This window comes from Streptomyces sp. NBC_00045 (genome assembly GCF_045041095.1).
GTDB lineage: Bacteria > Actinomycetota > Actinomycetes > Streptomycetales > Streptomycetaceae > Streptomyces.
In genome coordinates this window covers 4176854-4202675 of the sequence record NZ_CP108271.1, presented here as the reverse complement: position 1 = coordinate 4202675, position 25822 = coordinate 4176854, and the positions used below count along the sequence as shown (strand labels likewise).

The following is a 25822-nucleotide window of genomic DNA, read 5'->3' as shown; positions in this document are numbered from 1 at the left end:
GGATTGCTTGCACCTCGGTTGGTGCAAACGTGAACGGCTTTTATGGGGGTCGGGGGAGAAGTCGTGGTTGACCACGCTTACGAAATGCTGGAACTGCTGAACAGAGAGGCGCCTGCGGCTGCCTTCGACGACGTGGTCCGCAAAGCGCGTGAGTCCGGCCTGTCCGGGGACGCCCTCGCCCAGCTGACCAGGGCCAGGGACCAGAGTCTCGGCATCCGGGCGCTCTTCGTTCGCCGCCAGCAGCGCGAGGCCGGCCTCGCCGCACTCGTGGACACCGCACGCGACCTGACCCTGCCGTACGACCTCGACGAACTCCTGAAGGTGATCACCCGCCGGGCCCGGCTGCTCCTCGGGCTCGACATGGCCTGGGTGAGCTTCGACGACCTCGAAGAGCAGTGCTCCCGGGTCCGTTCGGCCGACGGCCACGCCTCCGCGCTGACCATCGGGTTCGCCATCCCGCTGACCGGCGGGGGCGTCGGCAAGCGCGCCGCGGACGGCTCCGCCCCGTTCTGGTCGGCCGATTACATGAACGACAAAACCTTCCAGCACAGCCCCGTCATCGACGAGGTGGTGCAGGCCGAGGGCCTGCACGCTGTCATGGCCGTCCCGCTGCGGCACGCCGGCACCGCCCTGGGGGCCCTGTACGTGGCGGACCGCAACATCCGGCACTTCACACCGGACGAAGTGTCGCTGATGAGTTCGCTCGCCGACCTCGCGACCGTTGCGATCGAAAAGGCCCGGCTGCTGGAGCAGACCCGGTACGAGGTGGTGGAGCTGGAGCAGGACACCTCCCGCGCCCTGGATTCCTCCACCACCGCCCGCCTGCTCCGCGAGACCCACGGCCGGCTGCTCGACCTGGTGCTCCAGGGCGGCGGTCTCGGCCGCCTGGCCGCCGAGGCGGTCAAGGGCCTCGACGGCACCCTCCTCGTACGGGACGCGGCCGGCCGCAACCTCGCCTGCCCCGGCGGCGAACCCCCCGTACTGAACGAGGCGGAGGTCCGCACCGTCCTGCTGGACGCGCACACCGACCGGCAGCCGCGCAGCACGGGCGACGGGGTGTGGATCGCCTCGGTCGCCGCCGGCGACGAGATGCTGGGCACGCTGATCCTGTCCTGCGCGGAGCCCGTCACCGACCGCCAGGTCCAGCTCCTCGCGCTCACCGCCCAGGTCACCGCCGTGGTGCTGCTGATGGAGCAGGGCATGGCCGCCGCCGAGGGCCACATGCGGGACGAGTTCTTCCACGACCTGCTGCGCGGCACTTCGTTGTCCCCGGTACAGATCGCGGAGCAGAGCCGCCGCCTCGCGCTGAACCTCGACGAGCCCCACGTCATCGTGATCGCCCGGCCCGAAGGCGGGGTCCAGGGCCGCGTGGTCGCCTGGGCCGCCTCGTACGCCAACCGCCACCACGGCCTCAAGAGCGTGGACGGCGACGTCGTGGTGCTGCTGCTGCCCGGCACCGAGGCCGGGGCCATCGCCCGTACGGCGTCCAGGGAACTCTCCGAGGTGCTCGGCAAGCCCGTCACGGCCGGCTCCGCCGGTCCCGTGGACGATCCGGCCGGCATCGTCCACATGTACCAGGAGGCCCGCCGGGTCCTGGACGCGGTCGCGGCGCTCACCGGCGCCGGCAGCACCGCCTCCCCCGAGGAACTGGGCTTCCTCGGCGTCCTCCTCTCGGAGAAGCCGAACATCGCGGGGTTCATCAACGAGACCATCGGTCCCGTCCTGGACTACGACGACCAGCAGTACACCGAACTGATCCGCACCATGGAGGCGTACTTCGCCTCGGCCAACAGCCCCTCCCGGGCGGCCGAGTCCCTGCACGTCCACCCCAACACGGTCTCGCGCCGGCTGGAGCGCATCACCGAGATCCTCGGCGAGGACTGGCAGAAGCCGACCCAGGCCCTCCAGGTACAACTGGCCCTCCAGCTCCAGCGGACCCGCCAGGCCCTGAACAAGAAGGCCCCCCGCACCGGCCAGCCGCGGCAGATCATCGGCTAGCGGTCGACGGAGCGCTCGGTGAGCATGCGGACCGCGTGCGCGGCGGAGGCCAAGGTGGTGTGCCGGTGCCAGCCGCCGAAGGAACGGCCGCCGAAATCGGTGAGCCCCACCTTCTGCGAGACGTTCGCGAAGTCCGCCTCGACGTTCTGCGCCCGCTTCGCGAGCCGCAGCAGCCCGCCGGGCGGCGCCTGCGTCATATCGCTGATCCAGCACTGCTCGGGCCAGCCCCGCGGGTCGTTCCACTCGCCGAAGAGCAGCAGCGGACGGGGTGCCTGCGGCAGCTCCACCCGTACGCCGACGACCAGCGTGGTGCGCTGCTGGAGGGTCACCGGGTCCACCCAGGTCACCGGGCGGCGCAGGGTTCGGGCCATCAGCAGCAGCTGATGGGCGGCGAGCTCGCGGTTGCCGCTGCTCGGCAGGACCGGATCCACGCAGCGGACCCGCAGCGAGCCGCGGGCCGACGCCACGAAGTGCATCCCGACCGGGCCGAACCGGCGCGCCACCGCGGCCGGATCGACGTCGGGCAGGTCGAACACCACCGGGCGACGGCTCTGCCCGACCCAGTCGCGCAGCTCCTCGACGGCTCCGGCGGCGCATTCGAGGGGGGTGGTGGCCAGTTCCGACTCGTGGACGTTCGGGGAGAGGGGGCCGACGCTGTCGCGCCACTTCTGGGTGAGTGCGAGCCGCCAGTTCACCGGGCAGCTCTGGTCCTCGCCGACGGACCACACGCCGAACGCCACCTGGCTGTTGACCATCTGGCCCCGCTCGGGCACGAAGCGGCGGGCGACCCCGACGGACTCCGTGCCGGCCTTGGAGATCACCACCGGCTGCACGACCCAGGCGCGGGGGCGCAGCGCACGTTCCAGGTACCGGGCGAGGGCGGCGCGCACCGGACCCCAGTCCCAGGTCGACGACACCACGAAGTGGTGCAGGCTCTGCTCGGCCGCCCGGTCGCCGACGTGCGCCGCGATGTTGCGTATCGACTTGCGCCCCTCGGCCTTGAGCAGGCCGCGCAGGTACACCTCCCCCTTGCGTCGCTGGTCGCTGCGCGGCAGCGAGGCGAACAGCTCGGTGCAGAGCTCGTCCACGACCAGGTCCGGTACGAACCGGCTGCTCAGGGTCTCCAAACGTTCGAGACTCGGTGCGCTCATGATGGATCCATCCCTTCCCCCGGTGTTCTCTCCAGCTCCTCAACCCTGCGGCCGGGCACGGCGGGAGAACCAGGTGGAGCGGTCACACACATTCGGCCCGGCGTGCGCAGGGGGTCATCAGCCCCGGACGGACCACGGGGACCCGGTTGATCATTTGACGGAGTCCCCGACAGGCCCTTGGCCAGGGCAGCAGCGGCTCGCAGACTCCTGGAGCCCCGCTGGAGACGGACCGGACCACCCTCCCCGTGCGCACCACGCCCCGGTGGTTCCCGGGCGAAGGTGCCCCGCCCACCACCGTGCGGCCCCCCGGCGGTGGCCCGGCCACCACTTCGCAGCTCGGGGACGGGCCCGGCTAGGGTGTGCCCGTATGGGGACCTGGACCGCACCGAGCGCCATAGAACGAGAGCTGTACGAGGCCAAGAGCGCCGGCGCGTGGGACCGGTTCCTCGATGTGCTCGCCCGCTCCGAGCTGTTCCTCCCGCAGGTCCGCGCACAGGTCGACGCCGAGCCCACGCACGCCCGGTTCCACCCGGTCGGCCACAGCCTGCCCGTGTACACCGCCGGGATGCTGCCCGTCCCCACTCCCGAGACCGTGTTCGTGCGCCAGCGCCTGTCCTGGTTCGCGGGCGTCTGGGAACGCCACGACCCGGCGTACCTGGCGGTGAACCCCGGCAGCCCCGCCGAGGCCTACCTGACCACGGGCCCCGCCGATCTGGCGCGCTGGCGGGCCCACTCGGACGCCGCGACCGGCTGGGGCCTGGCCGTCGGCGAGGTGCACGCCCTGCACGTCGGCGGGCCCTTGCACGGGCCGGTCGCCCGCGGACTCGCCGTCGGCGCCCATCTCGCCGTGGCCAACGGGGAGTTCTGGAACGCGCTTGCCTACCACGGCAGCGGCTACCTCCGCGAGCGCGAACGCCTGCGCGGGTGGTGGGGCATCACCACCCGCGAGGAGTGGCTCGACGTCCTGCACCGCATGTTGAACGCCGAGATCGTCAGCCCCGTCTGGGAGTTCGTCCTGCGCGTCCGCCGGATCCTCGCCTCCGACTTCGCCGGGCCGGTCGACGTCGAACACTGGCGGCACGCCGCCGAGGCCAGTCTGCGCCGCAGCGCCGAACGGGCCGCCGAGCCGCAGCTCACCCCCGACGGGGTCACGGTCGCACAGCCGCGCCCCACCGCCGAGGTCGAGGGCGAGATCGCCGGGGTGCAGCGCCTCATCGGCCGCATCGCCCGGTACGAGCAGCGTTTCCGGGCCGACGGGCTGCTCCCCGAGGAGGGGTACGTGCGCTCCGTCGAGGGCTGGGACATCGGCCGGGCCTCCCAGATGGCCCGCTGGGGACTCGGCGCCCGCTACGGCACCCTGGAGGAGGCGGAGCGCGCCGTGCTCCGGGCCGGCGAGGTGGCCGGCGAGACGTACCGCTCCTGGGCGGAGTTCTCCGCCGGGTACCTGCTCGGCCGGTGCCTGCACTTCGACGAGGAGGAGTTCGGCGAGTGGTACGACAGCTCCCTCGCCACCCACCTGACGCTGACGGGCGAGCCCGCCAGTCCCTGGCTCAACATCCCCTGGAAGTAGTGGCGGCAGCCGACTTGCCCCAGTAGTCGGGAATCCTTGGACGGGTCCGGAGACCGCCAACTAGCCTCGCCCGCATGACCATTGTGCTGAACGAGACGGTTCGCAAGCTGCTCGACTCCCCGCATCCGGCGGTGCTCTCCACCCTCAACCCCGACGGCAGTCCGCAGAGTTCGGTGGTCTGGGTGACCCGGGACGGCAGCGACGTGCTGGTCTCCACCGAGCAGGGCCGCCGCAAGGAGCGGAACATCGCCAGGGACGCGCGCGTCGGGCTGACCGTCTTCGACACCGCCAACCCGTTCGTCTACGTCGAGATCCGCGGTACGGCCACCCTCACCGAGGACGCGGGCCGCGCGGTCGCCGTCCGCATCGCCGAGGAGTACATGGGCCCGGGCGCCGGCAAGGAGTACGCCGAGGCCCCGGCCGAGGACGTCCGCGTCGTCGTCCGCATCACCCCGTCCAAGGTGCTCGGCAACGCCGCGAAGGCGACCGGCTGACGGGTCCGCCCCCGGGGCGTTCAGAGCCGGCGCAGATGCCGGTCGAGCACGGCCCGGACCCGGTCGACGTCGGCCGGGTCCTGGGCGCCCCGCTTGGGCAGGGCGAAGTAGATGCGGGTGCGGCTGGTCGTGAGGACGAAGAGGTCGTCCGTCTCGACGTACCAGGGGAAGGCCTGCCAGTCGATGGTGCTGCTGAGGGGGGCGCCCTCGGCGACCGGTCCGCCCGCGGTGGTCATCCCGTCCTCGGTGACCGCGGTCCGGCAGGTCCCGTAGGCCTCCATGTCCTCGTACTGCTGCCGGGCGAGGCGGGCCAGGTGCCGCGGGAGGATGAAGAAGAGGGAGAGCGTGACCGCGCCGATCACGAAGGCCGACTCGGTCGGCGAGAAGCCCTTGAGCTGGGAGATGGCCACCGCGAGGCCGAGTCCCACGACCGGCCCCACCATCATGCCGCGGCGTCCCGGCCAGGTCCCGAACGTGAAGCGGCGGACGGCCGTCCGGTAGTCGGACGGGGTCGGGTCGTAGACGAACTCGGCGACCGCCGTCCGGTCCGTCCGCGGCTGCTCTACGGGGTCCCCGGCTGTGTGCATGACATGGCAGCGTATCCGAGCCACAACGGCCGGAAAAGGCTCTACGGAAGCCGGGGGCGGACCTGTGACCAGGCATCGAGGGACGCGGCAAGGGGGTCGTCCTCCGGAAGGTGGGGCCGCGCCGCGTCCGTCCAGCGGAGCAGGCTCTTGATCCGGCGCAGGTGCACGATCTCCGCCCGGGGCAGGTCCCGCCAGCGGCCGGCCCGCGCCGCCGCCTGCGCCGGGGTGAGGTCGACCAGCGCGAGCAGCTCCCGGCACAGGAGGCCCGGATCGCCGCCTCGGCCGGGCCCGAACTCCCGGATCAGATAACCCCGTACGGAGGCCAGCTCGATCCCCCGCACCAGCTCGGCCGCACCCTCCGCCTCCGCACAGCGGTACGTCGCCGCCACCGCCACCCGCCCCCAGCGCAACCGGACCTCCCCCGGCAGCCGGACCTCCTGCATCCCACCCACGGCCAGCGCGCGCAGCGTCCGCGGCCGCGGCTCGTCCAGCAGCGGCGGACCGGTCGCCAGCCAGGCCTCGATGTCCTCCAGCGCGTGACCGCCGGGCGGGACCGCGGTCAGCACCTGCCCCCGGGCGAGCAGCGCCACCAGGGCGCCCGTGAGGTGGACCTTCGCCATGTGCCCCGCGTCGAAGAAGGCCACGTCGCGCCCGTACCGCTCGATCCGCCGCAGCCCGAGCCGCAGTTCCCCGACCGCGTAGACCTGTCCGGCGCGCGCGACCCCGCCGAGGCAGCGGACCACGCACACGCCGCCCGTGACGTCGGCCTCCTCGACGGAGTACACCTGCAATTCGGCGATGGCCACCCCGCCCCCCTTCCCCGGGCGGGAGGCTACCCCCTGCCGGTGCCGGAGCGCCGGTACTACGCCTCCTGGGGCTCCAGGACCAGGCGGATCTCCGTGACCTCGTACCCGGCGCGATCGAACGCCGCGGCCATGGGCACGTTGACGGTGTCCGTGGTCGCGGTGATGCGCTCGGCGCCCGCGGCCGCGTGGAAGCGGGTGATCTCCGCCAGGACCTCGTCGATCAGGCCCCGGCCGCGCTGCTCCGGTACGACGCCCAGGTAGCCGACGTTGCGGTGGTACGGGGTCGCCGAGGGAACGGCCAGGCCGGCCAGGGTGCCGTCCGGCAGCTCGGCCAGTCGCCACCAGGAGCGCTCGCCCGGGCAGTCGAGGTAGAACTCGATGTCCTCGCGGGCCAGCTGCTCGGCGTCCATCGAGCGGAGCTCGGTCTGGGTGTGCACGTCCAGGCTGCCGGCCGACAGGCGGGCGAACGCGTCGAGGAACTCCTCGTCGGTGCCCTCGCGGAACACCAGGCTCCCGGTGGGTTCGACGGTCCCGGCGGCGGGGGTCCACTCGTAGCGCAGCCGCTCGATCTCCCGGGTCAGACCCGCCTTGCTCGCGGCTTCCTGCCGCCAGGCGACGGCCTCGGCCAGGCCGGGGCGGGTGCGCCAGTCGCCGGGCAGCGAGATGTTGTAGAGCGGGAGGTTGCCGAAGGCCGCGTGTCCGGCGGCGAGGAGTCCGGCGGCGAGCGCGGCCGGGTCGGCGACGGACTCCCGTACCTGGAGGCAGTCGAGGGCGACGGGCCGCTCGCTGTCGGCGCGGCCCCACCACAGGGCGCGGGCCAGGACCTCGCCGTCCTCGTCCTCGGCGAACCAGATCCACTCGGGACGGAACCGGTTCTCGGCGAGCTCCTCACGGATGGTGTCGGCGGACAGGGCCTTGACGGGACCGTCGGCCTGGAAGGCGACGGCGCGGTCGAGGCCGGCGGGGTCTGCGAGCGCAGCGCGGTAGATCACGGTCGATGATCACACCGGACGGATGCCCTGACCAAGGCTTTTCCGCCGCGCTGTGGGGACCGCAGGCCGAAGGCCCCCTCGCGGTGCGGTGGCGAGGGGGCCTTCGGATGCGCGCTACGACCGGGTGTGTGGCTACGACCAGGTGACGAGGCGGCGGGGGTGCTCCAGGACGGCCGCGATGTCCGCCAGGAAGCGGGAACCGAGCTCGCCGTCGATGAGCCGGTGGTCGAACGACAGCGCCAGCGTGGTGACGTGGCGCGGCTTCACCTTGCCCTTGTGGACCCACGGCTGGAGCTTGATCGCGCCGACCGCGAGGATCGCGGACTCACCGGGGTTCAGGATGGGCGTACCGGTGTCGACGCCGAAGACGCCGACGTTGGTGATCGTGATGGTGCCGTTCTGCATGTCGGCCGGGGAGGTCTTGCCGTCGCGGGCCGTGGCGACCAGCTCGGACAGGGCCGTCGACAGCTCGGGCAGCGTCTTGGCGTGCGCGTCCTTGATGTTCGGAACGATCAGGCCGCGCGGGGTGGCCGCCGCGATGCCCAGGTTCACGTAGTGCTTGAGCACGATCTCCTGGGCCGCCTCGTCCCAGGACGCGTTGACGTCCGGGTTGCGGCGGATGGCCACCAGCACCGCCTTGGCGATGAGCAGCAGCGGGTTGATCCGCAGCCCGGCCAGGTCGGGATCGGCCTTGAGCTCCTGGACCAGCTTCATCGTGCGGGTCACGTCGAAGGTGATGAACTCGGTGACGTGCGGCGCGGTGAACGCGGAGCTGACCATGGCCTGGGCGGTGACCTTGCGGACGCCCTTGACCGGGATGCGGGTCTCCCGCGCGGACGCCTCGCCCGCCGCGGACACCGCCGCCGGAGCCTGGGCCACGGCCTGGACCGCAGCGGCCGGAGCCGGCGCGGCCACGGCCTGCGGAGTGAGCGCGGCCGCGGCTGCGGCGTGCACGTCCTCGCGGGTCACGACCCCGCCCTCGCCGGTGGGCACCACGGAGGCCAGGTCGATCCCGAGGTCCTTGGCGAGCTTGCGCACCGGCGGCTTCGCCAGCGGGCGCTCCCCGGCGACGTGGCCGTTGCCGTTCACCCCGGGGGCCGCGACCGGCTCCGGCTGGGCCGGTACGGCGGGCAGCGCGGCCGGGGCGACCGCCGCGGCGGTGCCGTTGCTGGCGGCGCCCGTGCCGGGCACGGCCTTGCGGGGGCGGCGCTTGGTGGAGGCCTGGGAGACCCCGTAGCCCACCAGAACGGGCTGACGGGCGACGACGGGCTCCTCCACGGGCGCCTCGGCCGCAGCCGGGGCGGCCGCCGGAGCGGCGACGGCGGCGGCCGGGGCCTCGGCCTCCGCCGGACCCGTCTGCACGGAGATGATCACCTGGCCGACATCGACCGTGGTGCCCTCCTCGAAGAGGAGCGCGTGCACGACGCCGTCGAACGGGATCGGCAGCTCGACGGCCGCCTTCGCCGTCTCGACCTCGCACACGACCTGCCCGTCGGTGACCGTGTCACCGGGCTGGACGTACCACTTGAGGATCTCGGCCTCGGTGAGGCCCTCGCCCACGTCGGGCATCTTGAATTCGCGGATGGTCATGAACGTGGCTCCTCAGTACGCCAGCGAGCGGTCGACGGCGTCGAGCACCCTGTCCAGGCCCGGCAGGTACTCGTCCTCCAGGCGGGCCGGCGGGTACGGGGCGTGGAAACCGCCCACGCGCAGCACCGGCGCCTCCAGGTGGTAGAAGCACCGCTCCGTGATGCGGGCGGCGATCTCCGCGCCCGTACCCAGGAACACCGGGGCCTCGTGGACGACCACGAGCCGGCGGGTCTTCTCCACGGAAGCCTGCAGCCCGTCGAAGTCGATGGGGGACATCGAGCGGAGGTCCACGACCTCCACCGACTTGCCCTCCTCGGCCGCCGCGGCCGCCGCCTCCAGGCAGACCTTCACCATCGGGCCGTAGGCCGCCAGGGTGATGTCCGCGCCCTCGCGGGCGACCCGCGCCGCGTGCAGGGAGTCCGGGATCGCGTCGGTGTCGACCTCGCCCTTGTCCCAGTAGCGCCGCTTCGGCTCGAAGAAGATCACCGGGTCGTCGCTGAGGATCGCCTGCTGGAGCATCCAGTACGCGTCGCTCGGGTTCGACGGGGAAACCACCTTCAGGCCCGGGACGTGCGCGAACAGCGCCTCGGGGGACTCCGAGTGGTGCTCCACCGCGCCGATGCCGCCCGCGTAGGGGATGCGCACGACGACCGGCATCTTGACCTTGCCCAGCGACCGCGCGTGCATCTTCGCGAGCTGCGTGACGATCTGGTCGTACGCGGGGAAGACGAACCCGTCGAACTGGATCTCCACCACGGGGCGGTAGCCGCGCAGCGCCAGGCCGATCGCCGTGCCGACGATGCCGGACTCGGCGAGCGGGGTGTCGATGACCCGCTCCTCGCCGAAATCCTTCTGGAGCCCGTCGGTGATGCGGAAGACACCGCCCAGCTTGCCGACGTCCTCGCCCATGATCAGGACCTTCGGGTCCGTCTCCAGGGCCTTGCGCAGGGACTCGTTGAGCGCCTTCGCGATCGACATCTTCTCGACAGCCATCAGTGACCCTCCTCGAAGGACGCGAGGTAGGCGGCGAACTGGGCGCGCTCCTCGTCGACGAGCGCGTGCCCGTCCGCGTAGACGTTCTCGAAGATCGCCATCGTGTCGGGGTCGGGCATGGCGCGCACGACCTCGCGCACCCGCTTGCCGAGCGACTCGCTCTCGGCCTCCAGGGCCTCGAAGAAGGCCTCGTCGGCGCCGCCGCTGGCCAGCAGGTACGTCTTCAGGCGCAGGATCGGGTCCTTCGCCTCCCAGGCCGCCGTCTCCTCGTCCCGCCGGTACTTCGTCGGGTCGTCGGAGGTGGTGTGCGCGGCCATCCGGTACGTGAACGCCTCGACCAGGGTCGGGCCCTCGCCGCGGCGCGCCCGCTCCAGCGCCCAGCGGGTGACCGCCAGGCAGGCCAGGACGTCGTTGCCGTCCACGCGGATGCCGGGGAAGCCGAAGCCCTGGGCGCGCTGGTAGAGCGGCACGCGCATCTGGCGTTCGGTCGGCTCGGAGATCGCCCACTGGTTGTTCTGGCAGAAGAACACCACGGGGGAGTTGTAGACGGCCGAGAAGGTGAAGGCCTCGGCGACGTCGCCCTGGCTGGACGCGCCGTCGCCGAAGTAGGCGATGACCGCGGAGTCCGCGCCGTCCTTGGCCACGCCCATCGCGTAACCGGTCGCGTGCAGCGTCTGCGAGCCGATGACGATCGTGTAAAGGTGGAAGTTGTTGGTGCTCGGGTCCCAGCCGCCGTGGTTCACGCCGCGGAACATGCCGAGCAGGTTCGTCGGGTCGACGCCGCGGCACCAGGCCACCCCGTGCTCGCGGTAGGTCGGGAACACGTAGTCGTCGTCGCGCAGCGCGCGACCGGAGCCGATCTGGGCGGCCTCCTGCCCGAGCAGCGAGGCCCACAGGCCGAGCTCGCCCTGACGCTGCAGGGCCGTCGCCTCGCCGTCGAAACGGCGGGTCAGGACCATGTCGCGGTACAGCCCGCGCAGGTCCTCGGTGGTGATGTCCTCGACGAAGGACAGGAACTCCGCAGCATCGGGATTGTCTGCGGCGCTGACCCGTTCACCCTCGGGCGTCAGCAGCTGTACGAGCTGGGGCTCGGCGTTCTGCGCGGTGGCGACAGCCTTGGCAGCGGGGGCCTTGGCGGCGCTCGCCGCGCCTGCCGCCCGCTTGGTGCCGCTGCTGCGTCGCGGCTTGCGCGCGGCAGTGCTCTCCACGGTCACGTGTTGCTCCTCCGTCGGTCCGGCTCCCGGGTTCTCCGGGGTCCAGTGCGGCTCACCCGAATCCGTACCAGCGCACGGGGTGGGTGCGCGTCGTGTGCGGATTCGAGCGTGACAGGTGCCCCGGCAAGTGCCCTGCGCAATGCACGTTACCCAGTGCGCCGCATAACTGCGAAACCCCACTTGACCTGCGTTTTTGCTTGGATTTCCAAGTAAATCCGCAGCGCGGGGAACAACCACTGGTCACAGCCTTGCAGGGGGCCGGAACAACGGCACGTTATCCCGGGTAACGACCTCAGGGAAGGGGTGAGTGTGTGAAACTGAGTTCGTGCGCGAAGACGGAAAAATCAAGGTATTCCTCCTGGACGACCACGAAGTGGTACGACGCGGCGTCCATGAGCTCCTTTCGGTCGAAGAGGACATCGAGATCGTCGGTGAGGCGGGCACCGCCGCGGACGCCCTGGTGCGCATCCCCGCCACCCGGCCCGACGTGGCCGTGCTCGACGTGCGCCTGCCGGACGGCAGCGGGGTGGAGGTCTGCCGCGAGGTCCGCTCGCAGCACGAGGACATCAAGTGCCTGATGCTGACCTCGTTCGCCGACGACGAGGCACTGTTCGACGCGATCATGGCCGGGGCCTCGGGCTACGTGCTCAAGGCGATCCGCGGGAACGAGCTGCTGAGCGCCGTACGGGACGTCGCGGCCGGCAGGTCGCTGCTGGACCCGGTCGCCACCGCCCGGGTGCTGGAGCGGCTGCGCGACGGCAAGAACGGCAAGGGCGACGACCGCCTGTCCAACCTCACCGAGCAGGAGCGGAAGATCCTCGACCTGATCGGCGAGGGCCTGACGAACCGCGTCATCGGCGAGCGGCTGCACCTCGCCGAGAAGACCATCAAGAACTACGTCTCCAGCCTGCTGTCCAAGCTCGGCATGGAGCGCCGCTCCCAGGCCGCCGCGTACGTGGCCCGGCTCCAAGCCGAAAGGCGCGTCTGAGCCGCAGCGGGGGCCTGCCGGGCGGGGCCTGACCAGGCCGTTCCGCCGACGGCGGCGTTTCATTCGGGACCAACGTCCCCGATCGTCGGGGCCGCCTCCTCTTTTCCGTCGAGTGTCCGTACCGGAGAGTGGACACATGTCTGCGGAGGAACTCCACGCCATCGAACTGCTACGCCGGGTGCCGTACGGCCGGGTGGCCACCAGCATGCGCGCGCTGCCCTTCCTCGCGCTCGCCCGCCACGTCGTGGTGGACGGCAAGGTCGTCCTGAGAATGCACGCGGGCTTCGGCTATCACCAGGCGTGCAACGGCAGCGTGGTGGCCTACGGGGCCGACAACTACAATTCCCGGGACCCGCTGCTGTGGTCCGTGCAGTTCACCGGAACGGCCCAGATCATCGAGCCCACCACCAGCGAACTGGAACTGTTCGGTCCGGTCCCGCATTTCGCGGACGGCGCGGTGTTCGACCCCGTCTACATGCGAATCGAGCCCCAGTTCGTCACCGTCCACTCCCTGGCCGGGAATCCGGACCGGGAGTACCAGCACGCCATCTGAGCTGCGCATTCACCCATACGCACGAAGATCCCGGCTCCATGCGCAAGGGCCCGGCGGAATCGAATTCCGCCGGGCCCCTGTGCATTCGCTAGTTCCCGTCGCCCAGCGGGTCGGGACTGGCCCCGCCCCCGCCCGTGCCGGTCGACTTCGAGGGCGACGGCGAGCTCTTCGAGGCGGACGGCGACGGCGAGCTCTTCGACGCGGACGGCGACGGCGAGAAGGACGTCGACGGCGAAGGGCTGCTGCTCGGCGTGAACTTGCTGCGGCCCGGCGTCGGCGTGTAGTCGTCCGACGCGTGCGTCGACGGCGTCTCGCGCGACGGCGTGCTCTGCTGCTCGGACGGGACGCTCGGCTGGCCGCCCGAAGAACTCTGCACGGTCTTCGGCGTGTTGTCGTCCGTCGTCTTGTGCGACCCGGAGTTGACGGCGTACGCCACGCCGCCCGCGATCGCGACGATGGCCAGCACCGCGAACAGCCACAGCTTCCAACGGCTGCCGCCGCGGTCGTCGTAGCCGTCGCGGCCGCCCGGTCCACCACCGTGGCCGTGGTTGTCGTACCCGCCCCCGCCGGGGAAGGCCGAGCCGTCGTCGGGGTTCAGCGGCGGCACCATGGGCTGCTGGAACTGCGAGGTCGAGGCGTGCGCCGGGTAGTTCTGCTGCCCGCCGGCCGGCCCCATCGGCATCGCCGTGGTCTGCGCCGCCCCGCCGCGCCCGTGCGGCAGGGACATGGTGACCGGGCCGGTGTTCCAGGTACCCGTGTTCGGCCCCTGGTCGTGCAGCATCTGGAGCGCGTACTGGACCAGCCCGCGCATCTCCTCGGCGCTCTGGAACCGGTCGTCCGGGTCCTTGGCGAGGGAGCGCATGACCAGACCGTCGAGCTCCTGCGGGATGTGGTGGCCCTCCGGCAGCTGCGAGGGCGGCACCGGCGCGTCCTGCACGTGCTGGTAGACCACCGAGAGCGGGGTCTCACCCGTGAACGGGGGCCGCAGCGCGAGCAGTTCGTACAGCAGGCAGCCGGTCGCGTACAGGTCGGAGCGGTGGTCGACCGCCTTGCCGAGCGCCTGCTCGGGCGACAGGTACTGCGGGGTTCCCATGACCATGCCGGTCTGGGTCATCGTCGACTGGGCGCCGTGCAGGGCGCGCGCGATGCCGAAGTCCATCACCTTGACCGCGCCGGCGTCCGTGATGATCACGTTGGCGGGCTTGATGTCGCGGTGCACGATGCCGTGCTGGTGCGAGTACGCGAGGGCTTCCAGCACGCCCGAGACGATGATGAGCGCCTGCTCGGGGCCCGGGGCCTCGGCGCTGATCAGCAGGTCGCGGATGGTGCGGCCCTCGACCAGCTCCATGACGATGTACGGGACCGTGTTGGGGCCGACCTTGTCCTCGCCGGAGTCGTACACGGCGACGACGGCGTGGTGGTTGAGCCCGGCGACCGACTGCGCCTCACGCGTGAAGCGGGCCTTGGAGACCGGGTCCTCCGCGAGGTCGGCGCGCAGCAGCTTCACGGCGACGGTGCGGCCGAGCCGGACGTCCTCCGCGGCGAACACCTCCGCCATGCCGCCGCGGCCCAGGCGGTGGGTGAGCCGGTAGCGGCCGTCGCCGACCAAGCCGCCGGCCCCCCAATGCTCAGGACCGTCGGCCATCCCGGCGCCGTTTCCCTCGGGTTCGGGTGCCATCAGTCCTCGCCGTCGTCTCTCTCGGCCGCCGCTTCGCGGTAGGTCCTTTTTCCGTGTGCTCCGATGAACGCTACAGCCTCCCAACAGATCGCCGTCCGGACATCCACGTGTGTACGCGTGTGGTCACGGAACGGGCACCCGGCTTGACGTGTGCTTGCCCTCCGGCAGACTGGGCGCGACATGCGCTCAGCCAGACGCGTAGCGACACATCCCGAGGGGAAGCAACAGTCATGAGCCAGGACGGCACTCAGGGCCAGTACGCAGGCGGCTCTCTGGCCGGTGGCCGTTACCAGCTAAGGGACTTGCTCGGAGCGGGCGGCATGGCGTCCGTCTACTTGGCGTACGACTCCGCGCTCGACCGCCAGGTCGCCATCAAGACCCTGCACAGCGACCTCGGCCGCGAACAGTCCTTCCGCGAGCGGTTCCGCCGCGAGGCCCAGGCTGTAGCGAAACTGTCGCACACGAACATCGTCTCGGTATTCGACACGGGCGAAGGCGAAGTGACGTTCAGCGGTCCCGGGGCGGGCGACGCCGCGGTGATGCCGTACATCGTCATGGAGTACGTGGAGGGCCAGCCCCTGGGCTCCGTGCTCGACGCCGACGTCCGTCAGTACGGCGCGATGCCCGCGGACAAGGCACTGAAGGTGACGGCCGACGTGCTGGCCGCGCTGGAGACCAGCCACGAGATGGGCCTGGTCCACCGCGACATCAAGCCCGGCAACGTGATGATGACCAAGCGCGGCGTGGTCAAGGTCATGGACTTCGGCATCGCCCGTGCCATGCAGTCGGGGGTCACCTCGATGACGCAGACCGGCATGGTCGTCGGCACCCCCCAGTACCTGTCGCCCGAGCAGGCGCTGGGACGCGGCGTGGACGCCCGTTCCGACCTGTATTCGGTCGGCATCATGCTGTTCCAGCTGCTGACGGGCCGGATCCCGTTCGACGCCGACTCCCCGCTGGCCATCGCGTACGCGCACGTGCAGGAGGAGCCGGTCGCGCCGTCCTCCATCAACCGCTCGGTCACCCCGGCGATGGACGCACTGGTGGCGCGCGCCCTGAAGAAGAACCCGAACGAGCGCTTCCCCACCGCCGCCGCCATGCGCGACGAGGTCGCGCGGGTGCTGTCGGCGGGTCAGGCCGGCGCCCCGGTCATCGTCCCGGGTTCACACGCGGGCGGCAGCGGGGCCGGCGTCGGCTCGGCCGTGTTCCCGCCGGTGGACTCCGGGTTCCAGGCGCCCCCCGCCCAGTCGGTGCAGCAGCCGTACGCGCCGACCCCCGCGCCGTCCCCGTACGCGCCGCAGACCCCGCCGCCGGTGAGCCAGCCGCACGGGCAGGGCGGGTACGCCTACCCGCCCCAGCAGCAGGTCCCGCACCAGCAGCAGTACGCACCGCAGACGCCGCCGCCGTTCACCATCTCTCCGGCGGCCAACAACGCCCCGTCCGGCGCGCGCACCTCGGACGGCGAGAAGCGGAACATGCCGGTGGTCATCGGCGCGGTCCTGGTGGCGCTGTTGGCGGTCGGTGGTCTGATCGCGGCCATCATGGCGAACGGCGACAAGGACAAGGACAAGGCCGGCGGCAGTTCCGCCTCGCCCGGTGCCTCCGCGTCCGCCTCGGCCAAGGGCGGCTTCAAGGGTCCGGACCCCTCGCGCACGATCGACCCGGCCAAGTGCAAGGACCCGGTCAAGTCCTACAGCGACGCCAACAAGTACTCGGCGCCGGACCTGACCTACAAGAACCTGCTCTCGGTCAAGACGTGCATCCAGGCCTCCGGCGGCAAGTACAAGATCGTCGAGAAGGACGAGGCCGTGTACGGCAAGGACACGGTGCTCGAACAGAGCCCCCGGGCCGGAGACAAGATCGACAAGGAAGGCACGGAGTACACGCTGACCGTGTCGACCGGCAACCCGCAGTAGACCGGAGTAGTCCGCAGTAGTCCGGAGCCACCACGGGGCGGCGCCGGCGCCGCCCTCCGCGACACACCCGGCATCCCGGGCGACCCCCACGGGGCGCCCGGGATGCCTGTTTTGCCCCACTATGTCAATCTGAGCGAAGCATCTCGGCTGCTCGGGACGGGAGGGGCTCCCCGTGACTCAACGCCACCGCGCTCAGCGCTGGCTGGCCGGGGCCGCAGTGGCCGCCGCCGCGCTGTCCCCCTCGTCCGCCACAGCATCCGCCGCCTCGTCCGCCGCCTCGTCCCCGGCCGGCCGGGTCACGGCCGTCCGCCCGGCCGCCCCGGCCGGCTCCGTCACGGCACGCGGAAGGGCCCCGGGCAGGGCCCCCGACAGAACTCCCGACACGACCCTCCGCACCGCACCGAAGACCGACGACACCGACGCCGATCCCGTCGCCGACGTACCCCACGAGGCGTACGAAGAGCTCGCCGGCAGCGCCGCCGGAGTCGGGCGGGAGCGGCCCGGGCGGCCGGCGGCCGAGCCCGCGAATCCGGAGACCGTGCTGGCCAACCGCCGCCTCCCGGCCCGCCCGCAGCACCGGCCGGCCCACCCCGCCGACCCCCGACAGGTGCCGCGGGTTCCGCGGGTTGCGCCGGTCCCGCAGGTGCCGCAGGTGCCGCAGGTGCCGCACGTGCCGCCGGTCCCGCAGGCCCTGCCGAGCCCGCCGCCCGTGGTCACCGCGATCGGCACCGGGCCGAACGAGCGCGCCGCCGACCTGGCCGCGCACATACTGCCGCTCGGCACCGGGTTCGCCCTGATGGGGCTGGGTCTGGGCTATCTGGGAATGCGGCTGCGCAAGGGCCTCTGAGAGCGGCCTCCCCCTTCCGGCCTACACCTCAGGATGGTTGCGTGGCCCGACATACTCGGTATACATACTGAGTATGTCGATCCGCCACGGCCTTCTCGCCCTGCTGGAAAGGGGTCCTCGGTACGGCTCTCAGCTGCGTACCGAGTTCGAATCCCGCACCGGCTCCACCTGGCCGCTCAACGTCGGGCAGGTGTACACCACCCTCGCCCGACTGGAGCGCGACGGCCTCGTCGCGCCCGGCGGCGAGGACGCCGCCGGGCACACCCTCTACGCCATCACCGACACCGGGCGCGCCGAACTGCACCAGTGGTACGAGCGCCCCGTCGACCGCACCAACCCGCCCCGCGACGAGCTGTCCATCAAGCTCGCCATGGCCGTGGGCGCCCCCGGCGTGGACATCCGCGCCGTCATCCAGGCCCAGCGGCACGCCACGATCAGGGCGATGCAGGACTACACCCGCCTCAAGGCGCAGGCGCTCGCCGCGGTCGAGAGCGGCACGTCCCGCGAGCGCGACGACGTGGCCTGGCTGCTGGTCCTGGAACAGCTGATCTTCCAGACCGAAGCCGAGGCCCGCTGGCTCGACCACTCCGAAGCACGCCTCGTACGGCTCTCCCTGCCGGCCGACCGGAGAGCCGAGCCCGCACCGCCGCAGGCCGCCGACACCGTCCCCGACGCCGACACCGTCCCCGACGCCGTCCCCAACGCCGTCACCGCACCGCGGCGCCGCGCCTTCCGCGGCCCGCGGAGCTGACGCCACCACCGTTCCCAGGGGGGATCCCCATGCCTGACCAGCAGTCCGCATCCCATATACGGCCCGTCCCGCCCGCTCAGCCGGACCGGTCCGCACGTCCCGTCCTCCAGCTCGACAAGCTCGTCCGCACGCACGGCAGCGGCGCCACCGAGGTGCACGCCCTGCGCGGCATCGACCTGGCCGTGTACCCCGGCGAACTCGTCGCCGTCATGGGGCCCTCCGGATCCGGAAAGTCCACGCTGCTCACCCTGGCCGGCGGCCTCGACACGCCCAGCAGCGGCCGGGTCGTCGTCGAAGGCACCGACATCACCACCGCGAGCCGCAAGGAGCTGGCCGCGCTGCGCCGCCGCAGCATCGGGTACGTCTTCCAGGACTACAACCTGATCCCGGCCCTCACCGCCGCCGAGAACGTCGCCCTGCCCCGTGAACTCGACGGCACCTCCGCCCGCAAGGCCCGCGCCTCGGCCCTGGCCTCCCTGGAAGAGATGGGCCTCGGGCAGCTCGCCGACCGCTTCCCCGACGAGATGTCCGGAGGCCAGCAGCAGCGCGTGGCCATCGCCCGCGCCCTCGTCGGCGACCGCCGCCTGGTCCTCGCCGACGAGCCCACCGGCGCCCTCGACTCCGAGACCGGCGAATCCGTCCTCGCCCTGCTGCGCTCGCGCTGCGACGCCGGGGCCGCCGGAATCCTCGTCACCCACGAACCGCGGTTCGCCGCCTGGGCGGACCGCGTGGTCTTCCTGCGCGACGGCAGCGTGGTCGACGAGACCCTGCGCAGCCACGCCGACTCGCTGCTCTCGGGGCAGGCGGCCGGCCAGTGAAGTCCTCGTACCACGCATGGGTCGCGGCGATCCGGATCGCCCGCCGCGACGCCTGGCGCGCCAAGGGCCGCAGCGCCCTCGTCCTCTCGATGATCGCCCTGCCGATCATCGGCGTGAGCGCCGCCGACCTCACCATGCGCAGCGCAGAGCTCACCCCCGAGCAGTTGGTGTCCCGTCAGATCGGCGCCGCAGACGCCCGGCTGAAGGACTCGGAGCTCAACGGGCCGGTCTACCAGGACGTCGAGGGCCGCACCTCGGTGCCCGTCGGCGGCTACGACAAGTACGACCCCAGATCAGAACCGAACCCGAACCTGCTGGCCTCGGTGATCCCGGCGGGCGCCCAGTCCCTCAAGGACAGCACGGCGCACACCAAGATCCGCACCCGGTACGGCCTGCTGGACACCGACCTGCGCGAGATCGACACGGCCAACCCGCTGGTCGAGGGCATGATCACGATGAAGCGGGGGCGGGCTGCGCAGGAGGCGGGCGAGGTCGTCGCCACCACCGCCTTCCTGGAGACCTCCGGCTTCTTCGTGGGCTCCGAGTTCCGCGCGCGCGGCTCCGACACCTGGTACCGGATCGTGGGCGCGTACGAGCTGCCCTCCGAGCTCAAGAAGACCGAGGTCCTCGCCCCTCCCGGCACCATGATCACCCCGCTCGACAAGGCCTTCCAGGCCGCCGGGGTCCCCGGGGTGGTCGCCACCGACAGCTACCTGGTCAAGGTCGGCGGCGATGGTTTCACGTGGAACACGGTCAAGGCGCTCAACGCGAAGAGCGTCCAGGTCGTCTCCCGCGCCGTGCAGCTCGACCCGCCGGCCGAATCGGACGTGCCGTACATCACCCAGCAGAAGGAGCTGGGCTACTACAACCCGGGCAACGAGTTCCCGACCACCGAACTGGCCGTCCTGGCCACGGTCGTCGGCCTCGCGATGCTGGAGATCTGCCTGCTGGCCGGACCCGCCTTCGCGGTCGGCGCCCGGCGCTCGCGCCGCCAGCTGGGCCTCGTCGGTGCCAACGGCGGCGACCGGCGCCACATCCGGGCCATCGTGCTCTCCGGCGGCCTCGTCATCGGCGCCGCGGCGGCCGTCATCGGCACCGTCCTCGGCGTCGCCCTCACCGTGGGGCTGCGACCGCTGTTGGAGGAGTACCTCGGCCTGCGCTTCGGCGGCTTCGAGTTCCGACCGCTGGAAATCCTCGGCATCGCCCTGCTCGCCGTCCTGACCGGTCTGCTGGCCGCGATCGCCCCGGCCGTCACCGCCTCCCGGCAGACCGTCCTGGCCTCGCTGACCGGCCGTCGCGGGATCCGCCGGGCCAACCGGGTGCTGCCCGCCATCGGCCTGATCGCCCTCGCCGCCGGCGCCGCGATCGCCCTCTACGGCACGGCCTCCCAGATGGGCGCCACGGTCGTCGCGGGCGGCAGTGCCATCGCCGAGCTCGGAATCGTCGCACTGACCCCGGTGCTGGTGGGCCTGTTCGGGCGGCTCGGGCGCTGGCTGCCTCTGTCGCCCCGGCTCGCACTGCGCGACGCCGTACGCAACCGGGGTCGTACGGCACCCGCCGTGGCCGCCGTCCTGGCCGCCGTCGCGGGCACCGTCGCGGTCGCCACGTACCAGCACAGCATGGAGCTCCAGGCCCGCCACTCGTACGTCGCCGACCTCCCGGCCGGTTCCGGAGTGGTGGCGCTGCACGAGCTCGGCCGCAGCAAGGACATGCCCGCCATCCGTGAGGCGGTGTCCCAGGAACTCCCGTTGGCCGTCCGGGCGGACGTGGACTACATCTCGTACGGCAAGCCCGGCTGCGAGAGGTCGACCGGTTCCAACCAGTGCGGGCGCGCCGAGATCATGCGGCCCAAGGAGCAGCGCTGCCCGCTCTACGAGGCCCCGAACGGCCCCGACTCGTTCGGCCCGGCCGAGAGGAAGAAACTGCGGATGGACCCGCGGTGCCAGTTCAAGCGCCACTTCACGCGTTTCGACACGGTCGTCGCCGACGAGAAGCTGCTGACGGCGCTCGCGGTCACCGATCCCGGCTCGGCGTCCGCCCTGAAGGAGGGCAAGGCGGTCTCCTTCGAGAAGAGGAACGTCAAGGACGGCAACGTCACCGTCCGGCTGATCGACGACAAGGACGACAAGTTCGAGCCGGGCACCGACCCGAAGGGCGTGGACAAGGTCTTCGCCGTCCACCAGGCGCCCGACGCCGCCGAGGGGTACGGCATCGAGCTGGTCCTGCCGCCCTCCGCGGCCAAGAGCGCCGGGCTCACCACCATGCCGTTCGCCTCGTACTTCACCCTGGACGGCACGGCCGACAGCAAGCAGAAGCAGCGGGTGGCCGGCCGGATCGACCAGATCGGCGTGGAGGCCCCCGTCACCATCGAGGCCGGCTACCAGGGCGAACGGGACCTGACCCTGCTGGCCCTGACCGTGTTCGCCGGCCTGGTCACCATCGGCGCGGCCGGCATCGCCACCGGGCTCGCGCAGGCCGACGCCGAGGCCGACCTGAAGACACTCGCGGCGGTGGGCGCACCGCCGCGGGTGCGGCGCACGCTCAGCGGGTTCCAGTGCGGCGTGGTGGCCCTGATGGGCGTGGTCCTGGGCTCGGCGGCGGGCATCTTGCCGGCGGTCGGCCTGCGGCTCGTCCAACGGCGGGAAGCGGCGCACCTCATGGAAATCTCAGGCGGCCCGGACGACCTGCTCTACGTGCCGATCTCGGTGCCGTGGGAGACCCTCGGCGGACTACTGGTCCTGGTCCCGCTGGGCGCTGCCCTGCTGGCTGCCCTGGTCACGAAGTCCGGCGGCGCCCTGTCCCGCCGCGCGGCGGGCTGACGGTCACTGTGCGTTCTCGCCCCCGTACAGGGTGGATCACGCCTGTACGGGGGCACACCGTGTGAGTACGACGGTGTGCGAGAGAATGACGGCATGGAGATGCCGAGGAGTGAACGGTCGCAGGACAGCCCCCCGCCCGGCCTGATCGTGGGACAGGACGGGATGCCGGTCGGCGGCGCCGATGACGAGTCGCGCGAGGTCCCGGTGACGGAGATGGTCGAACAGCCCGCCAAGGTCATGCGGATCGGCAGCATGATCAAGCAACTTCTTGAAGAGGTCCGCGCCGCACCTCTGGACGAGGCCAGCCGGGTCCGTCTCAAGGACATCCATGCAGCGTCCGTGAAGGAGCTGGAAGACGGCCTGGCTCCGGAGCTGGTCGAGGAACTGGAGCGCCTCTCCCTGCCGTTCACGGAGGAGGCCATTCCGTCCGAGGCCGAACTGCGCATCGCACAGGCCCAGTTGGTGGGCTGGCTGGAGGGCCTGTTCCACGGCATCCAGACCGCCCTGTTCGCGCAGCAGATGGCCGCGCGGGCCCAGCTCGAACAGATGCGCCGGGCCCTGCCGCCGGGCGCCCCGATGGACGAGGAAGACGGCCACGGCGCCATCCGCTCGGGCCCGTACCTGTAGCAGCCCCTTCCCGGGGTCCGGCCGGCGCCGGGTCCCGGGACACAGCCCGGACGCACCCCGGGCCACCCCGGGCCACCCCCGGATGAGCCTCCGGTAAATGCAGTCCCCCGCAGGGGACATGGCCCGCGCATACTCGGGGCATGACCTACGACGCGATCGTCCTGGCCGGCGGAGCGGCCCGCCGCCTCGGAGGCGCGGACAAACCCGCCCTCCACGTGGGCGGCCGCGCCCTCCTCGACCGCGTTCTCGACGCCTGCACCGACGCCTCGACCACCGTCGTGGTCGGCGGCCGCCGCCCCACCGCGCGCCCGGTCCGCTGGACCCTGGAGGACCCGCCCGGCGCCGGCCCCGTGGCCGCCCTGGACGCTGGTCTGCGCGCGACCAGCGCCGAGCTGGTCCTCGTGCTCTCCGCCGACCTCCCGTTCCTCGACCGGGCCACCGTCGAGACCCTCCTACGGGCCCCCGCCGCCGGCGGCGACGGCGCCCTGCTGCGCGACCCCGACGGCCGCGACCAGCCCCTCGTCGCGGCCTACCGCGCCGAGCCCCTGCGCCGCGAGATCGCCCTCCTGGCGGCCGAGCACGGCAGCCTTTCCGGGCTCCCCCTGCGCGCCCTCACCGCCGAACTGGACCTGGCCAAGGTGACGGATACTGCGCCACTCGCCTCCTTCGACTGCGACACCTGGGACGATCTCGCAGTCGCCCGAGCCCGGATCAGGGAGCATGGAAACGTGCTGGACCAATGGATCAACGCCGTCAAGACCGAGCTGGGCATCGACCTCGCCGTCGACACCAAGACCCTGCTCGACCTCGCCCGGGACGCCGCGCACGGCGTCGCCCGGCCCGCCGCCCCCCTGACCACCTTCCTGGTCGGTTACGCGGCCGCACGGGCCGAAGCCGCCGGCGCCGACCCCGCCACGGCCGTCGCCGAGGCTTCCCGCAAGGCCGCCGATCTGGCCCTGCGCTGGGCCGCCGAGACCGAAGCCGAAGCCGAAGCCCGAGAGAACGGCTCAGGATGACCCCCACCGACGCCGACCACGCCCTCCAGGCCCTCGACGAGGCCCTGGCCCTGGTCAGCCGCGCCCCCCGCCCCGCCACGGCCGGGGCCCACCGCGCCACCGCCTGGCCGCAGGCCCGGGAAGCGGCCGCGCGCACCGGATCCGGCGTCCGTCCCCGCACCCACCGGGTGCCCCTCGCGGACGCGCTCGGCGAGGTGCTGGCCCAGTCCCTGGAGGCACTCACCGACCTGCCCTCCTTCGACACCTCCGCCATGGACGGCTGGGCCGTCGCCGGCCCCGGCCCCTGGACCGTGCGCCCCGGCGGCGCGGTGCTGGCCGGCTCCGACCGCCCCGAGCCGCTGGCCGACGGCGAGGCCGTACGGATCGCCACCGGCGCCCGCATCCCCGCCGACGCGACCGCCGTGATCCGCAGTGAGCACTCCCGCGAGTCCGGCACCCAGCTCCACGCCGACCGGGCCGTCCTCACCGGTCAGGACATCCGCCCGCGGGGCCAGGAATGCCGCTCCGGCGACCTGCTGCTGCCCGCCGGCTCACTCGTCACCCCAGCCGTGCTGGGCCTCGCCGCGGCCGCCGGGTACGACGAGCTCACCACCCGGCCCCGGCCCCGCGTCGAGATCCTGGTCCTCGGCGACGAACTGCTCACCGAAGGCCGCCCGCACGACGGCCTGATCCGCGACGCCCTCAGCCCCATGCTCGGCCCCTGGCTCACCCGGCTCGGCGCCGAGGTCACCGCCACCCGACGGCTCGGCGACGACCCGGCCGGAGCCAAGGCCCTGCTGGACGCCGTCACGAGCTCCGATGCCGACCTGGTCCTCACCACCGGCGGCACCGCCTCCGGGCCCGTCGACCACGTCCACCCCGTCCTGCACGAGGCCGGCGCCGAACTGCTGGTCGACGGCGTCGCCGTACGGCCCGGGCACCCCATGCTGCTGGCCCGGCTCGGCGACCGCGAGGCTGGGCGCCATCTGGTCGGTCTGCCCGGCAACCCGCTCGCCGCCGTCTCCGGGCTGCTGACCCTCGCCGAACCGCTGCTGCGCGCCCTGGCCGGCCGCCGCCAGCGCCCCCGGTACACGGTTCCGGTCCAGGGCGACGTGCCGGGCCACCCGTACGACACCCGGCTCGTGCCCGTCCTGCTGACCGACGAGCACGCCGTGCCGCTGCGCTACAACGGTCCCGCGATGCTGCGGGGCGTGGCCGCCGCCGACGGGCTGGCCGTCGTACCGCCGGCCGGAGCGCGCGACGGACAGGACCTGGAGATCCTCGACCTGCCGTGGGCCTCCGGAGGATGTTTCACGTGAAACTGCACGGCCAGGACGCGATGGCCCGCGGCCCCGACGAGAAACTCGTCTCCCGGCGCATCAAGCTGCCCAAGCGCGTCGTGGAGAAGCCGCTCCGACAGGTCGGCAAACGCCTGCTGATGGCCCTGTTCGTGCTGTTCCTGACGGTCCTGATCGTGTGGCTCGACCGGGCGGGTTACCACGACAACGCCAACGGCACGGTCGACCTCCTCGACTGCTTCTACTACGCGACGGTGACCCTGTCGACGACCGGCTACGGCGACATCGTCCCGTACAGCGACAGCGCGCGGCTGACCAACATCCTGCTGATCACCCCCTTGCGCGTGCTCTTCCTGATCATCCTGGTCGGAACCACGTTGGAGGTCCTGACCGAGAAGACCCGGGAAGAGTGGCGGCTGAGCCGCTGGAGGAAGAACTTGCGTGAGCACACGGTCGTCGTCGGCTTCGGCACCAAGGGCCGCTCGGCCCTCCAGACGCTGCTGGCCACCGGCCTCCGCAAAGAGCAGGTCGTCATCGTGGACCCGAGCGCCAAGGTGATCGACACGGCCAACGCAGAGGGCTTCACGGGCGTGGTCGGCGACGCCACGCGCTCCGACGTCCTGCTCCGCGCCGAACTCCAGAAGGCCCGTCAGATCGTCATCGCCACACAGCGGGACGACACCGCCGTGCTGGTCACGCTGACGGCCCGGCAGATGAACCGGGGCGCGAAGATCGTCGCGGCGGTCCGCGAGGAGGAGAACGCGCCGCTGCTGCGCCAGTCGGGTGCCGACGCGGTCATCACGAGCGCGAGCGCGGCGGGCCGGCTGCTGGGGCTCTCGGTGCTCAGCCCCAGCGCGGGCACGGTGATGGAGGACCTGATCCACCAGGGCAGCGGGCTCGACCTGGTCGAACGCCCGGTGCGCAAGTCCGAGGCGGGCAAGGGCGTACGGGAGACGGACGACCTGGTCGTGAGCGTGCTGCGGGGCCACCGGCTGCTCGCGTACGACGACCCGCACGCGAGCCCGCTTCAGCTGACGGACCGTCTCATCACCATCGTCCGCGCGGCACCGACCGCCACCCCGCCGGCGACCCTCGGGCCTGCGGACTAGCCACCCGGACACGGAGTTGGCGTACCCT

At 72.2% G+C, this 25822-nt stretch carries 22 protein-coding genes; 14 read left to right on the top strand and 8 right to left on the bottom strand.

Annotated elements, in window-relative coordinates:
- Nucleotides 1-63 precede the first annotated feature (63 nt).
- Nucleotides 64-1998 (top strand): helix-turn-helix domain-containing protein, encoded by a 1935-nt coding sequence (locus OHA65_RS19655; RefSeq protein ID WP_327284387.1) that lies wholly within the window; start codon nucleotides 64-66, stop codon nucleotides 1996-1998.
- Here OHA65_RS19655 and OHA65_RS19650 read toward each other — a convergent pair.
- The gene (locus OHA65_RS19650) at nucleotides 1995-3149 is read right to left on the bottom strand and encodes a transposase (RefSeq protein WP_327284386.1); all 1155 of its coding nucleotides are present in this window, start codon (nucleotides 3147-3149) and stop codon (nucleotides 1995-1997) included. The two genes, OHA65_RS19655 and OHA65_RS19650, sit on opposite strands and share 4 nt — an antisense overlap.
- A gap of 367 nt (nucleotides 3150-3516) precedes the next feature.
- Here OHA65_RS19650 and OHA65_RS19645 point away from each other — a divergent pair, with 367 nt between their 5' ends.
- Both OHA65_RS19645 and OHA65_RS19640 read left to right on the top strand, forming a co-directional pair.
- A complete protein-coding gene (locus OHA65_RS19645; RefSeq protein ID WP_405762204.1) occupies nucleotides 3517-4719 on the top strand; it encodes a DUF1266 domain-containing protein in 1203 nt (400 codons plus the stop codon).
- 74 nt (nucleotides 4720-4793) lie between these two features.
- Nucleotides 4794-5213, top strand: a complete 420-nt coding sequence (locus OHA65_RS19640; RefSeq protein ID WP_327284384.1) for a PPOX class F420-dependent oxidoreductase — start codon at nucleotides 4794-4796, stop codon at nucleotides 5211-5213.
- Between the two features lie 20 nt (nucleotides 5214-5233).
- Here OHA65_RS19640 and OHA65_RS19635 read toward each other — a convergent pair whose 3' ends face one another.
- The 6 genes from OHA65_RS19635 to pdhA form a co-directional block, all read right to left on the bottom strand.
- On the bottom strand, nucleotides 5234-5800 hold the full coding sequence (locus OHA65_RS19635) for a YcxB family protein (protein WP_405762202.1): 567 nt from the start codon (nucleotides 5798-5800) through the stop codon (nucleotides 5234-5236).
- A gap of 41 nt (nucleotides 5801-5841) precedes the next feature.
- Nucleotides 5842-6606, bottom strand: a complete 765-nt coding sequence (locus OHA65_RS19630; protein WP_328763234.1) for a hypothetical protein — start codon at nucleotides 6604-6606, stop codon at nucleotides 5842-5844.
- Nucleotides 6607-6662: 56 nt separating this feature from the next.
- Nucleotides 6663-7598, bottom strand: a complete 936-nt coding sequence (locus OHA65_RS19625) for a GNAT family N-acetyltransferase (protein ID WP_327284381.1) — start codon at nucleotides 7596-7598, stop codon at nucleotides 6663-6665.
- Nucleotides 7599-7730: 132 nt separating this feature from the next.
- On the bottom strand, nucleotides 7731-9188 hold the full coding sequence (locus tag OHA65_RS19620) for a dihydrolipoamide acetyltransferase family protein (RefSeq protein ID WP_405762200.1): 1458 nt from the start codon (nucleotides 9186-9188) through the stop codon (nucleotides 7731-7733).
- Nucleotides 9189-9200: 12 nt separating this feature from the next.
- A complete protein-coding gene (locus tag OHA65_RS19615) occupies nucleotides 9201-10181 on the bottom strand; it encodes an alpha-ketoacid dehydrogenase subunit beta (RefSeq protein WP_327284379.1) in 981 nt (326 codons plus the stop codon).
- On the bottom strand, nucleotides 10181-11395 hold the full coding sequence (gene pdhA / locus OHA65_RS19610) for a pyruvate dehydrogenase (acetyl-transferring) E1 component subunit alpha (protein ID WP_328763231.1): 1215 nt from the start codon (nucleotides 11393-11395) through the stop codon (nucleotides 10181-10183). Before pdhA ends, OHA65_RS19615 begins: the two co-directional genes overlap by 1 nt.
- Before the next feature lie 325 nt (nucleotides 11396-11720).
- Here pdhA and OHA65_RS19605 point away from each other — a divergent pair, with 325 nt between their 5' ends.
- Nucleotides 11721-12383: a response regulator transcription factor gene (locus OHA65_RS19605; RefSeq protein ID WP_327284377.1), complete on the top strand. Its 663-nt coding sequence runs from the start codon at nucleotides 11721-11723 to the stop codon at nucleotides 12381-12383.
- A gap of 136 nt (nucleotides 12384-12519) precedes the next feature.
- Nucleotides 12520-12936 (top strand): pyridoxamine 5'-phosphate oxidase family protein, encoded by a 417-nt coding sequence (locus tag OHA65_RS19600; RefSeq protein WP_329314053.1) that lies wholly within the window; start codon nucleotides 12520-12522, stop codon nucleotides 12934-12936.
- An 88-nt stretch (nucleotides 12937-13024) separates the two neighbouring features.
- Here the strand turns inward: OHA65_RS19600 and OHA65_RS19595 are convergent, their stop codons facing one another.
- The gene (locus tag OHA65_RS19595; RefSeq protein ID WP_327284375.1) at nucleotides 13025-14614 is read right to left on the bottom strand and encodes a protein kinase domain-containing protein; all 1590 of its coding nucleotides are present in this window, start codon (nucleotides 14612-14614) and stop codon (nucleotides 13025-13027) included.
- A gap of 230 nt (nucleotides 14615-14844) precedes the next feature.
- Here OHA65_RS19595 and OHA65_RS19590 point away from each other — a divergent pair, with 230 nt between their 5' ends.
- The 9 genes from OHA65_RS19590 (at nucleotide 14845) to OHA65_RS19550 (ending at nucleotide 25794) form a co-directional block, all read left to right on the top strand.
- Nucleotides 14845-16530, top strand: a complete 1686-nt coding sequence (locus tag OHA65_RS19590) for a protein kinase domain-containing protein (protein ID WP_327284374.1) — start codon at nucleotides 14845-14847, stop codon at nucleotides 16528-16530.
- Between the two features lie 172 nt (nucleotides 16531-16702).
- Nucleotides 16703-17377 (top strand): hypothetical protein, encoded by a 675-nt coding sequence (locus OHA65_RS19585; RefSeq protein WP_405762198.1) that lies wholly within the window; start codon nucleotides 16703-16705, stop codon nucleotides 17375-17377.
- Nucleotides 17378-17450: 73 nt separating this feature from the next.
- On the top strand, nucleotides 17451-18128 hold the full coding sequence (locus tag OHA65_RS19580) for a PadR family transcriptional regulator (protein ID WP_405762196.1): 678 nt from the start codon (nucleotides 17451-17453) through the stop codon (nucleotides 18126-18128).
- 29 nt (nucleotides 18129-18157) lie between these two features.
- Entirely contained in the window at nucleotides 18158-18946 is a 789-nt protein-coding gene (locus OHA65_RS19575; protein ID WP_327284370.1) for an ABC transporter ATP-binding protein, read from the top strand.
- A complete protein-coding gene (locus tag OHA65_RS19570) occupies nucleotides 18943-21765 on the top strand; it encodes an ABC transporter permease (RefSeq protein WP_327284369.1) in 2823 nt (940 codons plus the stop codon). The genes OHA65_RS19575 and OHA65_RS19570 overlap by 4 nt, the downstream gene beginning before the upstream one ends.
- 93 nt (nucleotides 21766-21858) lie before the next feature.
- The gene (locus tag OHA65_RS19565) at nucleotides 21859-22392 is read left to right on the top strand and encodes a bacterial proteasome activator family protein (protein WP_327284368.1); all 534 of its coding nucleotides are present in this window, start codon (nucleotides 21859-21861) and stop codon (nucleotides 22390-22392) included.
- A 140-nt stretch (nucleotides 22393-22532) separates the two neighbouring features.
- Nucleotides 22533-23408, top strand: a complete 876-nt coding sequence (locus OHA65_RS19560; RefSeq protein WP_405762194.1) for an NTP transferase domain-containing protein — start codon at nucleotides 22533-22535, stop codon at nucleotides 23406-23408.
- Complete coding sequence (locus tag OHA65_RS19555) at nucleotides 23405-24706, top strand: molybdopterin molybdotransferase MoeA (RefSeq protein WP_405756381.1); 1302 nt, start codon at nucleotides 23405-23407, stop codon at nucleotides 24704-24706. Before OHA65_RS19560 ends, OHA65_RS19555 begins: the two co-directional genes overlap by 4 nt.
- Nucleotides 24694-25794, top strand: a complete 1101-nt coding sequence (locus OHA65_RS19550) for a potassium channel family protein (protein ID WP_405762193.1) — start codon at nucleotides 24694-24696, stop codon at nucleotides 25792-25794. The genes OHA65_RS19555 and OHA65_RS19550 overlap by 13 nt, the downstream gene beginning before the upstream one ends.
- Nucleotides 25795-25822: the final 28 nt, after the last annotated feature.